Origin of the sequence: Microcystis sp. M109S1 (assembly GCF_020247025.1) — a bacterium.
In the GTDB taxonomy this organism is placed as follows: domain Bacteria; phylum Cyanobacteriota; class Cyanobacteriia; order Cyanobacteriales; family Microcystaceae; genus Microcystis.
In genome coordinates this window covers 1-11,109 of the sequence record NZ_JADBRW010000151.1, presented here as the reverse complement: position 1 = coordinate 11,109, position 11,109 = coordinate 1, and the positions used below count along the sequence as shown (strand labels likewise).

At 42.1% G+C, this 11,109-nt stretch carries 12 protein-coding genes and 1 pseudogene; 9 read left to right on the top strand and 4 right to left on the bottom strand.

Annotated features, from left to right (window positions below; translation table 11 throughout):
- Positions 1-65: 65 nt before the first annotated feature.
- Positions 66-545 (top strand): hypothetical protein, encoded by a 480-nt coding sequence (locus IM322_RS07240; protein WP_287672349.1) that lies wholly within the window; start codon positions 66-68, stop codon positions 543-545.
- Positions 546-717: 172 nt separating this feature from the next.
- Here IM322_RS07240 and IM322_RS07235 read toward each other — a convergent pair whose 3' ends face one another.
- A complete protein-coding gene (locus tag IM322_RS07235; RefSeq protein WP_002750786.1) occupies positions 718-876 on the bottom strand; it encodes a microviridin/marinostatin family tricyclic proteinase inhibitor in 159 nt (52 codons plus the stop codon).
- Here IM322_RS07235 and IM322_RS07230 point away from each other — a divergent pair.
- The gene (locus IM322_RS07230) at positions 875-1,066 is read left to right on the top strand and encodes a hypothetical protein (protein ID WP_287077732.1); all 192 of its coding nucleotides are present in this window, start codon (positions 875-877) and stop codon (positions 1,064-1,066) included. The genes IM322_RS07235 and IM322_RS07230 overlap by 2 nt on opposite strands.
- A 22-nt stretch (positions 1,067-1,088) precedes the next feature.
- Here the strand turns inward: IM322_RS07230 and IM322_RS23240 are convergent.
- Positions 1,089-1,297 (bottom strand): annotated as a pseudogene (locus IM322_RS23240) (MvdC/MvdD family ATP grasp protein); the annotation flags it as partial.
- A gap of 86 nt (positions 1,298-1,383) precedes the next feature.
- Here IM322_RS23240 and IM322_RS07225 point away from each other — a divergent pair.
- From IM322_RS07225 to IM322_RS07205, 5 genes are all read left to right on the top strand, one after another.
- Entirely contained in the window at positions 1,384-2,172 is a 789-nt protein-coding gene (locus IM322_RS07225; protein WP_287077731.1) for a class I SAM-dependent methyltransferase, read from the top strand.
- 38 nt (positions 2,173-2,210) lie between these two features.
- Positions 2,211-2,945 carry an SDR family oxidoreductase gene (locus IM322_RS07220; RefSeq protein ID WP_287077730.1) on the top strand — a complete coding sequence of 245 codons (735 nt, stop codon included), beginning with the start codon at positions 2,211-2,213 and terminating at the stop codon, positions 2,943-2,945.
- A gap of 270 nt (positions 2,946-3,215) precedes the next feature.
- On the top strand, positions 3,216-4,160 hold the full coding sequence (locus tag IM322_RS07215; RefSeq protein WP_287672347.1) for an HNH endonuclease: 945 nt from the start codon (positions 3,216-3,218) through the stop codon (positions 4,158-4,160).
- A 4-nt stretch (positions 4,161-4,164) separates the two neighbouring features.
- Positions 4,165-5,817, top strand: a complete 1,653-nt coding sequence (dndC, locus tag IM322_RS07210) for a DNA phosphorothioation system sulfurtransferase DndC (RefSeq protein WP_287672345.1) — start codon at positions 4,165-4,167, stop codon at positions 5,815-5,817.
- A gap of 105 nt (positions 5,818-5,922) precedes the next feature.
- Positions 5,923-6,615 (top strand): M15 family metallopeptidase, encoded by a 693-nt coding sequence (locus IM322_RS07205; RefSeq protein WP_287672343.1) that lies wholly within the window; start codon positions 5,923-5,925, stop codon positions 6,613-6,615.
- 78 nt (positions 6,616-6,693) lie between these two features.
- Here IM322_RS07205 and IM322_RS07200 read toward each other — a convergent pair whose 3' ends face one another.
- Positions 6,694-7,098 (bottom strand): response regulator, encoded by a 405-nt coding sequence (locus IM322_RS07200; protein ID WP_286823950.1) that lies wholly within the window; start codon positions 7,096-7,098, stop codon positions 6,694-6,696.
- A gap of 82 nt (positions 7,099-7,180) precedes the next feature.
- Between IM322_RS07200 and IM322_RS07195 the strand changes: the two genes are divergently transcribed.
- Both IM322_RS07195 and IM322_RS07190 read left to right on the top strand, forming a co-directional pair.
- Positions 7,181-9,844 carry a DNA gyrase/topoisomerase IV subunit A gene (locus tag IM322_RS07195; protein ID WP_287672340.1) on the top strand — a complete coding sequence of 888 codons (2,664 nt, stop codon included), beginning with the start codon at positions 7,181-7,183 and terminating at the stop codon, positions 9,842-9,844.
- A gap of 2 nt (positions 9,845-9,846) precedes the next feature.
- A complete protein-coding gene (locus IM322_RS07190) occupies positions 9,847-10,551 on the top strand; it encodes a YdcF family protein (RefSeq protein ID WP_287672339.1) in 705 nt (234 codons plus the stop codon).
- Here the strand turns inward: IM322_RS07190 and IM322_RS07185 are convergent.
- Positions 10,543-11,109 (bottom strand): HEAT repeat domain-containing protein (locus IM322_RS07185; protein ID WP_287713164.1); only part of this gene is annotated, 567 nt, incomplete at its 5' end. The two genes, IM322_RS07190 and IM322_RS07185, sit on opposite strands and share 9 nt — an antisense overlap.

The following is an 11,109-nucleotide window of genomic DNA, read 5'->3' as shown; positions in this document are numbered from 1 at the left end:
ATGGATTTTATATGACTGAAATCCCGACCAACCAATCCAACTTAGTGATTTTAGGAGTCTCATCAATGACGGAAACTACTGAAACGGCCATTCCCAATGATTTTCTCGGAATTAATCCCACAGAAATCAACAAAAAACTTGTCTCCTGGGGAATTTCTCTAGATGAAGTTGTTCAAAAACTTGCTTCTCTGGGACTCCCCGGCATTATTTTCATTATTGCTATTGCCGCATCCAGCACTACTGCCTATCCTGCAATTTACGCACTTTTAGGGTTAGGCGGTCCGCTGGGACTAATTGGTGGACTTGGGGTCTTAGGCATCTCTACCATTATTGGCGACATTGTGACAGGTTATGGCATTGAGGCACTGCTTAAAACGGTCTATCTCAAACGTCGTGAAACAGAAACTCAAGAATATCTCATCAATGAGGTGGAAGGTTTACCAATTTCTCAAGTTCTAAAACTTAACCTGAAAAAGGCTATTGAAGTCGAAATTACTGCCGAAGAACCCGTTGCTCCCAAAGAAGTCGAAATTGCTGAAGAGTAGTTTTAACTTAACTAAGCACTTTCTCCCTCCTCTACCCGGCTGTCTCCACCAGCCAATTGACTTGTTTAGCAAACCCTAAATACAACAAAAAACCGCCATAAATCTTACTCCTGCTTGACTTATGGCGGTGGTTTATTTCTGTCTGAATTACTGAAAGCAATCTTGAAATTAATTAACTATCTTCCCAGTCAGAAGGCCATTTCCAAGTCCAAACGGGAGCGGGTTCAGAATCGGGGGGGGAATCGGGGGTCGGAGCCTCGTCTTGGTCCGCCGATAAAAAACGAGCAAAGAAGGGGATTGCTTTACTTTGTTCGCTATTAGGATAATTCATGGTCATTCCTAGTTTTGAGTGGCAGCTTTTTCAAGATAGCTGCGATTACCCTGTGATAGTAACATATATTGCCGTCTTACTCAAGTCAAATACTCACCTTACCCGCACTTTCATGGGTGACACTTATAGCGGTATTCAGAGTCATGAGGTGCGACGATTTTCTTCCCTGTCCCCCGCTCCCCATTCCTAATTCAAAAGCGATAACTTCTGTCCCTCACCAGATATGATAATATAGATTGATGGTTATAGGTTAATTGATAAAAACTTTTTTTACCATTAAATTGGGCTGTTAGTTGAACCTCTAAGGGAAATTTATCGGTATCTAAGCAAAAAGCTGTGGCTCCTTTTTTTCTATCGCCTCAGCCACGCGGTCAATATCTAGTGCCTTAACAGGAGTTTGGCAAGCATTGCTATAACCCACTTCTCACTTCCCACTTCCCGCTCTACTAAGCCAAATCGTGTTAAACTAATGTAGTTTTTTGCCGAAAGAGTTAAGTGAGTTTAAAAATGGATAAAAATGAATGGATTGCTAGATTCGATGATTTAATTTGTAGTCCTTCGATTCGAGAGTTTTATGGTGAAAGAGAGTTTTTTAATGTCGGTTATTGGCTCTCCCATACCCAAGATCAACAGGAAGCATCCTCTACTCTGATGGAGAAACTTTTAGAATTTATTCCCAACAAACAGGGAACAATTCTTGACGTTGGCTGTGGTTTAGGAGCAACTACCCATTATCTTCTCAAATATTACCCATTGACAGCAATTGTAGGCATTAACATTTCTCCCACACAAATTGCCAGAAGTCTCTTGAATTTTCCCGAGGGTAAATTTCTGTTAATGGACGCAGTAGAGATGGATTTTGCCGATGATTCTTTTGAGCAAATTATTTGTGTAGAAGCGGCTTTTTATTTTAATACTAGACAGCAATTCCTACAAGAAGCTTGGCGAGTATTAAAGCCGGGGGGAACCTTAATTCTCTCAGATCTGAGTTTTGCCACAACAGAACTTTTAGGGGATTGGACAGTTCCCCAAGCAAACAGGGTCAAAGATATTGCAGAGTATCAAAATCTTTATCAACAGGCAGGGTTTAAAGATGTTCAATTTGTCGAGGTGACGGAGGAGTGCTGGTTCAGACATTTTCGCTATCTTAAGTCTTGGTTAACAGAGGAATTGCAATCAGGAAAATTAGACGAAGAAACCTATAATTTAAACATTAAGCCTCTGGATAATTTGCTAAGTTCCTCGTCCATAACTTATTGGTTAGTTGCTGCCCAAAAGCCAGTCAATATGCTGTAATAGCTGTAAGTTTTTCTGAAATTTTTGGAGACAAAAAAATGTTTGATTCCTTATCGGGTAAAAAAGTCGTTATTATTGGTGCAAGCTCCGGGATTGACCTAGCGATTGCCGAAAAATTGCTCTCCCTGGGGGCAAAAGTGGTGCTTTCCCATGCTTCTCAAGAGAAATTAGCTGCGGCTGTTGCCCTAATTTCCGGGGAGATTGAAGCCAAAACTGTTAATTTTTTAGAAGAAGATTCTGTTAATGCCTTTTTTGCAGAAATTGGCAACTTTGACCATTTAGTAGTAACCTCTCTGGGAGACAGAAATATGCCGCGAGCCTTATTAACTGAAATGACCACAGAAACGGCCCAGGGAGGTATGGATAAATTCTGGGCCACCTTTTTAGCAGTGCGTGGCTCCCTGAAAACTTTGGCCAAGGACGGTTCTATTACCCTGACATCAAGCGTCACTATCTTCAAATATTCCAAAATGGGCGGAATTTCTGTCATAGCCGCCGCTAATAGTGCCGTAGCAGTATTTGGACGCGCCCTCGCCCTAGAACTCGCTCCTGTTCGCGTTAACGTTGTTGCCCCCGGATTAATAGAAGATACAAGTATCTGGAGCAGTCAAAGTGATTCGGAACGCTCCGACCTGAGCAAATGGGCGGTTTCTGCTCTACCTGTCGAACATTTAGGGCAACCCGAAGAAGTCGCCCTAGCAGTATTGAGTTTGATTATCAACCCCTATATGACAGGTGTGGTTTTACCCGTGGACGGTGGAGTTACTCTTTAATCCCTAACGGGATTTCGACCCTCAACCCGGGAAAGTGATGCTAAATCCTGTTTAAAAGGTCTAGGGGGGAGTGGGAAGTGGGTTTTTAAAGTTGCATTAAGGGTTGATCATAGTACATAAGTTCGGTAGTATGCGATCGCTCGTTAGCTGCGCTCGATTGATGTTATTATGACGACCTCTGTAGGCTTTCTATATTTTTCCCTCTCGCTGGGATGTTTTTCTGTATGCTGGTAATAGTTTCCTTTTTTTACCCGCATATCTCCCCCCCCTATGGTCGATAGTCTTCCCCTCCGCAATTTAAAATATTATTGTGAAAGATTCGCTTCTTTGAATGTTAGTAAAAAAAGAGGTAATGCTCAATATAAACCAATTTTACTTTTATCAGTTATCGATCTAATTTCACAGGGATTAATCACAGAAAATAAAATTTTTGTTTCTGATGAATTAATTAATACATTTAATAAATACTGGAATGTTTTATCGTCTCAATATGATGGAGGTTTTCATTATCCATTTTTCCATTTACAAAGCGAAAGATTCTGGTATTTAAGATTAAAGCCAGATTTTAATGGGCTACAGCCAAAGTCAATGAAAAAACTCAAATTAGCTGTAGAATATGCCTTTTTAGATGAGGAATTATATGATTTGCTTCAATATCAAAATTATCGTCAAGAATTAATAGATACTTTAATATCAGTATGGTTTTCATCATCTCAAAAAGAAATTAGTGAAATATTGACTATTAATAATAACTTGCAAGATGTAACTAGGGAAGAATTATCATTATTTGATAATGTAGAACAGGAGAAAAAATTCTATTTACGAAAATCTTTAATAAGAAGTGCTTTCTTTCGTAAAGCAGTCGTTTATATATATAATTATCAATGCTCTTTTTGCGGTCTTAAAGTAATTCACTCCTTGACACAAAGTATTGTCGATGGCGCACATATTAAACCTTTTGCTAAATTCTATGACAACCAGATAAACAATGGTTTATCTCTTTGTAAAAATCATCATTGGGCATTTGATCAAGGATTATTCACAATTGATGATCAATACAAAATTATTATCACAAAAGATTTTGAAGAAGTTTCACCGAACGCAAAGTCTATAAAAGATTTTCATGGCGAGAATCTTTTACTGCCTGATAATAACAAATATCTGCCCAATCTTGAATCCGTAAAATGGCATAGAGATAATATATTTAAAGGTTGAATTTATGATAAATAATGTTATTTTTGGCGAGCCAACACAGATAAGTATTTTTCCTTCTAGAACCGTTGATGACTTTGTTATAGACATTGAAATAATTATAAAAGAAATTCAAAGTTTATATCTTTCTAACAGTATTCCATTTGTTATAGGTTACTCAGGAGGAAAAGATAGTAGTGCTGTTGTTCAATTAATTTGGAATGCAATCAGCAAGCTTTCCATTGAGGAGCGTCATAAAAAAATTTATGTAATGACTACAGATACTCAAGTTGAAAATCCTCTTGTATCTACTTGGGTTAAACAATCTTTAGCCAGAATGAAAAATGAAGCTAAAATGCAGCAGATGCCTGTAGAACCTTATTTATTACACCCAGAAATAAAAGATACTTTTTGGACTTGTTTAATTGGTAAAGGCTATCCTGCACCTCGCCAGGGATTTCGCTGGTGTACTGAAAGACTGAAGATAACACCAACAAATCATTTTATTCGTCAGCAAATTCGAGAAAATGGTGAAGTTATTCTTATGCTTGGTACAAGAAAGGCTGAGAGTAATAAACGTGCTTCAACAATGAATAAATATGAAATTAATAGTTTTCAAGAACAACTTAATCTCAAGGAGAATATTAGTAAACCATTACGCTATAGTGGTAGCCTTCCCAATGCAATTATTTATAGCCCTCTAGAAGATTGGCGTACTGATGAAGTATGGATGTACTTAATGCAGTGGGAAAATCCCTGGGGAGGAGATAACAAAGAATTATTAGCAATGTATCGGGGAGCGACTGCGGATAATGAATGTCCCTTAGTGGTGGACACCTCAACCCCTAGCTGTGGAGATTCGCGCTTAGGTTGTTGGGTGTGTACGTTGGTAAATAAAGATAAATCGATGGAGGCAATGATACAGAATGACCAAGAAAAAGAATGGTTGCAACCGCTTTTAGACCTTCGCAACGAATTAGATATAGAAGATGACCGACCAAAACGGGATTTTCGTCGTCTTGTTGGGAAAGTACAATTATTTGAAAGAAACTTAAATGGAGAAATATCGATCGAACCCATACCGGGCCCTTATACTAAACAATGGCGAGAATATTGGCTAAGACGGGTATTAGAGGCTCAGGAGAGCGTGCGTACTAATGCACCGGAGGACATGAAAGATATTACCCTAATTACCACGGAGGAACTCAGCGAAATTCGCCGGATTTGGAGGGAAGAAAAGCACGAATTTGATGACCAATTACCGAAGATTTATAAACAAGTGACTGGAGAAACTTTTCAAGACCCGCGACCGGGAGCGGATAATAATCTTTTGGGGAGTGAAGAATGGGATATACTCGCGGATATCTGTGCCGAGGATTCCATGCACCTAGAATTATTGGCTAAACTGATCGATACGGAACGTCAATATTTTCTCAAAATCTCTCGCAAGGGTATTTACAAAGATCTAGAAAAATGCTTTGAATCTAGTTCTCGTAGTAAAGAGGAAGCGATCGAAAATGCCCGTTATGTCTATGATCTAAAGAATGCCGCTCAAAGTGGCAATATTGCTCAGGTGAAAGAACAACTAAAAGAGAGTTTTAGTGAACCGGAAAAAGACCCGCAAAAACAGTTAACTTGGGCCAGCATGAAATTCCCTACAACCGATGAGGAGGAGGAATAACGGGTTTATTTTACCCGTAAACGTCCCTGGATTTTCCCGGCCGCATTTCCCCTATCTAGTCTTTCGAGTTGACAATCAATAAAATTACTGTTTCCCGACGACGCGATGAAACCCTACCAAAAAATTCCTATTCGTGAATGCGGGGAACCCCTAGTACCTATACCCGCAGATAAGTTTGTTATACCTTCTCCCCACGCTTACGAGAAATTAGGGGCTAATTATCGGGGTAAATCTCCCTATTTTTTGCGACAAGGGGTGTTAAATGCTCTGATTGAGGCTCAAAACCGTCTGCAAGTCTATCAACCTGGTTGGCAAATTTTGATTTTTGATGCCTATCGACCGCTGGAAGTGCAACAATTTATGGTCGATTACAGTTTTCAGACTCTCCTAGACACAAGAGGATTAGCCAAAGAGAAACTATCGGAGGCAGAAAGTCAAGGGATTTTAACAGAAGTTTACACTATTTGGGCGGTTCCCAGCGATAATGCCGCCACCCCGCCTCCCCATAGTACCGGAGCGGCGATCGATATTACCCTAGTTGACGAGAAGGGACAAGCCATCGACATGGGGGGAGAAATCGATGAGATCGGAGAGCGATCGCATCCCGATTATTATATCCCCGCAAAAAGCCCGCGAGAACAGAGTTATCATCAAAAACGAGTTTTATTGGCTAAAGTGATGGAGGAGGCGGGATTTAGCCGACATAAGGGGGAATGGTGGCATTTTTCCCTAGGGGATCAGATGTGGGCCTGGTCGCTCGATCGAGCCTACGCCATCTATGGCAGAGTGGAGGATTAGGGAGATAGCTGTTGGGGGTAAACTCAAAGCCACCGGTCTAGATAAATACTGATATACTAACAAAAGAAGACTCAAAGCTTACACCGACTCCCGATCAACGATCGCCAAAATTTGATCAACAAAAGCTTGGTGATCAACCACGGGTTTAGAAATATAACCATCGGCCTGACTCTGCTTGAGAAAATTCTCTCGATCGCCCTCCATAGCGTGAGCGGTGACGAGAATAACAGGTAAATCGGCGGTTTCGGGGTTAGCTTTGAGAATTTGGCTGATTTTAATACCATCTACCGCTTTCCCTTCATAGACACTATGGGAGAGGGAGACATCCATTAAGATCACGTCCGCTTCCTTGTCCCGAGCAATACGAAGCACTTCCTCCACGTCTTCAGTCCCTTTAACCTCTAGACCACCTCGTTTGGTCAAAATTTTGGCAAAAACGCGAAAATTAATCGGGTCGTCTTCTACAATCAAAACAGTCGTCATAGGGATGCTCAGGGATAAACAAGGTCAAAACGGGCAAAATGCCTTATGATTCACAGCTAGACAGATTGAAAACGAGAGACTCATGGCCAAACAACTGGATTTCTTAGCTAGTGGTCAAATTATACCCACGGCTTTACACCAAGAGATGGAACGCTCCTATCTAGAATATGCCATGAGTGTGATCGTGGGGCGAGCGTTGCCGGATGTACGGGATGGCTTAAAACCAGTACATCGTCGCATATTATACGCTATGCACGAACTGGGTTTAACCCCCGATCGCCCTTTTCGCAAATGTGCGCGGGTGGTGGGGGATGTCTTGGGTAAATATCATCCCCATGGCGATCAGTCAGTGTACGAGGCACTGGTTCGTATGGTACAGGATTTTTCCAGTCGTTACCCACTTTTATCGGGCCATGGTAACTTTGGTTCGATCGATAACGACCCCCCAGCAGCCATGCGTTATACAGAAACCCGTTTGGCCGGCATCGGTGATCAAGCGGTTTTGGGGGGAATTAGCGAAGCTATCGTTAATTTCAACAGTAATTTTGATAATTCTCAACAGGAACCCGTTGTTTTACCCGCTCAGTTACCGATACTCATTCTTAATGGTTGTTCAGGTATTGCGGTGGGGATGGCGACTAATATTCCTCCCCATAATTTAGGGGAAGTGGTGGAAGGTTTAATCGCTTTGATTGATAATCCCGATTTAAGCGAGGAAAAGTTAGTAGAAATTATCCCCGGGCCCGATTTTCCCACGGGAGGCGAGATTTTAGATGATACCGGCATTCGGGAGGCTTATCGCACCGGTAGGGGGATTATTCCCGTGCGCGGAGTGGCGAAAACTGAAACAATTATCATTGAGGGCAAGCGCCGAAGGGAAAGGACGGCAATTGTGGTTACTGAGTTGCCTTTTCAGGTGAATAAGGCGGCATGGATTGAAAAAATCGCCGAATTAGTTAATTTAGGGAAATTGGAGGGAATTGCCGATATCCGCGATGAAAGCAATCGCGAAGGCATTCGGGTGGTGATTGAATTAAAGCGGGAAAGTCAACCGCAGCAGGTTTTGGCGGCTTTATACCAACAAACGGCCCTACAGACTAATTTTGGGGCGATTATCCTCGCTTTGGTCGATAATCAACCCCGGCAGTTATCTTTAAAACAAGTTTTACAGGAATTCTTGCGCTTTCGAGAAACAACTCTCACCCGTCAGTATGGCGATGAGTTGCAACAGGCCAGCGATCGCTTACACCTAGTCGAGGGTTTATTATTAGCTTTGCAGAATATCGATCGAGTGGTGGATATTCTCAAAAATGCCCCCGATGGTACGACGGCTAAGTACCGTTTTCAGGCAGAATTGGGCATTAGTGACGCTCAAGCTGATTCTATCTTGGCTATGCCCCTACGTCGTCTAACCGGTTTGGAAAGACAAAAATTAGAGACGGAAGCGACGGAATTACAAACAAAAATTCAACAGTTGGAAACCCTCCTCCATAACCGTCAGGAGTTTCTCAAGTCTCTGAAAAAAGAATTGCGCTCTTTAAAGAAAAAATTCGCCGATAGCAGACGGACAAAAATTCGCACTGGAAAGTCGGGAGCAGGGAGCAGTCAGAAGGGAGCGGGGACAAAGGAGCAGTCAGCAGGGAAGAAACAGGATTCTGTGGTTAAAAAGCAGGAGTCAGTCCCGATGAAAAATTTTTCACCCCCACAGATGAAAGAGGTTTCCTTCCCCACACCCCACACCCCACACCCCACACCCTCTTTCGAGGCAGAAGTTAAAAAACAGGAGAATAAAGTTAAGAAAAAGTCTGAGAGTGAGAATGCACCGAGTTTAAGCCTATTTACGCCCCAAGAACCCCCAGAAAATGCGATTTTATTGCTTGATGCCGAAGATAAAATTAGTTGGACGACACCAGAAGAGCGAGCGCCGGACCGAGGTTTAATTATCTATCAACAGGCGATCGAAAAACGGGAAAATTTCCTAGTTATCCTCGATAATGCTAAAGCTTACCCGATTGCTACCCGGGAAGTTCCTCCAAAAGACAATCAACCGGTGTTAATCGACCGTCTGCTGACCAAAACCGCCCAACAAGATTCAGAAGCCGTGTTAAATCAATTTTTCTTGACGGAACCTCAAAAAAATCAAGAATTGCTTTTACTGAGTCAACAGGGGCGAATAAAGCGGCTTTCCATCGATGAATTAGAGGGGGTTGGTAGTCGGGGTTTGTCCCTCATGAAATTGAAAGAAGACGATCGCCTATATGGTGCTATTTTTACTCACGAGGGTCTGGACTTGGCGATCGCCACCAGTAGCGGTCGGGTGTTGCGTTATCCCGTGCGCGAGGAATTATTGCCAATTATGGGTAAATCTGCCCAGGGTTTAGCAATTTTGCGATTGCGCTACGGGGAAAATCTAGCCGGCTGTGTTTCTCTCCCTCATCGGGAAAATCTGCTGCTGATTTCGGGATTAGGTTACGGGAAAAGACTGGCGATCGAGAATTTACGTCTATCACAATTAGGCGATCTTGGTTCACCCGCTTTACAATTCGTCAACAAACAGGATAGTTTAGCGGCCATGGTAGCGGCCCGGGAGGGGAGTATAGTGTTATTAAGTACCAATCAGAATCGAAAACTACCCTTAGAGGTAGAGACTGTGACAGTTACGGGTAAAGACGGGACAGGTTCACAATTAGTCAAACTCAACCCCGCAGAAAAAATTATCAAAGCACAATTGTTACACCGTCTCTAACAATGGCGAAAAAAACGAAAAATGTTGCCCGTAAACACCGAAATTGGCAAAGATGGTTAAAAATAACTCCGATTCTGGTTTTTGGGTTTATTATCCTTAATTTAGCGATTAATTTAGCCATCCGCTGGCCAATTAATCAACAAAAACCCATTGATGCCATCTTAGTTTTGGGGGGCAGCATTCGTCGGGAAATTTATGTAGCCAATCTAGCCCAGCAATACCCCGATATACCGATTTTAATTTCCCAAGGCTCGAAAGACCCCTGTATTTTATTACTATTTGAACGGGCAAAAGCGCCAAAAACTAACGTCTGGTTAGAAAAGTGTGCTGATTCTACCTTCGGCAATTTTTTCTTTGCCGTGCCAATTTTAAAACAATGGGGAGTACATAAAGTAAAAGTTGTCACCTCTCCTACTCATTTACCCCGCGCTAAATGGTTAGCAGAAATTCACTTGCAATCCCATGGTATAGCAGTAGAAATCGATGCAGTCCGAGAAATTGGTATCCCCGGTAATCACGAATCAAAGCTAAAAACTGGGTTAGATGTGACTAGAAGTATAATTTGGGCTTTTGTGGGACAATTAATCTATCCCCGCTGTTGGCAAGTCATTCCCTTAAATTCCGTTGATTTAGAAGCTTGGCACGATGAAGGTTTTCAATGTGAATCTCAAGGTAAATTGTCAGGACTGATTGCCATTTTAGGTTAAGGCATAACGAGAACCAATTTTACCGATTGCATCGGTGGCACTGAAACGAACGCTATCTTCTGCATCGGATAAGGCATTGATTAAGGCGGGAATAGCTTCTTCTAGTCCAATTTCACCCAAAGCGAAGGCTGCGTACATACGAACATCTTTATTAGAGTCTTCTAAAGCCTTGAGTAACCCCGCAATGGCTGTTTCTGAGCCAATTTTAGCTAAAGCCACGGCTGCGTACATACGAACATACTCATTAGAGTCTTCTAAAGCCTTGAGTAACCCCGGAATAGCTGTTTCCGAGCCAATCTTAGCCAAAGCCTCGGCTGCGTTCCAACGAACATCCTTATTAGAGTCTTCTAAAGCCTTGAGTAACCCCGGAATCGCTGTTTCTGTGCCAATTTTAGCTAAAGCCACGGCTGCGTACATACGAACATACTCATAAGAGTTTTCTAAAGCCTTGAGTAACCACGCAATGGCTGTTTCTGAGCCAATTTTAGCTAAAGCCACGGCTGCGTTCCAACGAACATACTCATAAGAGTCTTCTAAAGCCTTGAGTAACCCCGGAAT

Excerpts from the sequence above, each read along its gene's own strand:
- IM322_RS07240 (WP_287672349.1), top strand. The coding sequence starts at position 66 with ATGACGGAAACTACTGAAACGGCCATTCCCAATGATTTTCTCGGAATT.
- IM322_RS07230 (WP_287077732.1), top strand. The coding sequence starts at position 875 with ATGGTCATTCCTAGTTTTGAGTGGCAGCTTTTTCAAGATAGCTGCGAT.
- IM322_RS07235 (WP_002750786.1), bottom strand. The coding sequence starts at position 876 with ATGAATTATCCTAATAGCGAACAAAGTAAAGCAATCCCCTTCTTTGCT.
- IM322_RS07225 (WP_287077731.1), top strand. The coding sequence starts at position 1,384 with ATGGATAAAAATGAATGGATTGCTAGATTCGATGATTTAATTTGTAGT.
- IM322_RS07220 (WP_287077730.1), top strand. The coding sequence starts at position 2,211 with ATGTTTGATTCCTTATCGGGTAAAAAAGTCGTTATTATTGGTGCAAGC.
- IM322_RS07215 (WP_287672347.1), top strand. The coding sequence starts at position 3,216 with ATGGTCGATAGTCTTCCCCTCCGCAATTTAAAATATTATTGTGAAAGA.
- dndC (WP_287672345.1), top strand. The coding sequence starts at position 4,165 with ATGATAAATAATGTTATTTTTGGCGAGCCAACACAGATAAGTATTTTT.
- IM322_RS07205 (WP_287672343.1), top strand. The coding sequence starts at position 5,923 with ATGAAACCCTACCAAAAAATTCCTATTCGTGAATGCGGGGAACCCCTA.
- IM322_RS07200 (WP_286823950.1), bottom strand. The coding sequence starts at position 7,098 with ATGACGACTGTTTTGATTGTAGAAGACGACCCGATTAATTTTCGCGTT.
- IM322_RS07195 (WP_287672340.1), top strand. The coding sequence starts at position 7,181 with ATGGCCAAACAACTGGATTTCTTAGCTAGTGGTCAAATTATACCCACG.
- IM322_RS07190 (WP_287672339.1), top strand. The coding sequence starts at position 9,847 with ATGGCGAAAAAAACGAAAAATGTTGCCCGTAAACACCGAAATTGGCAA.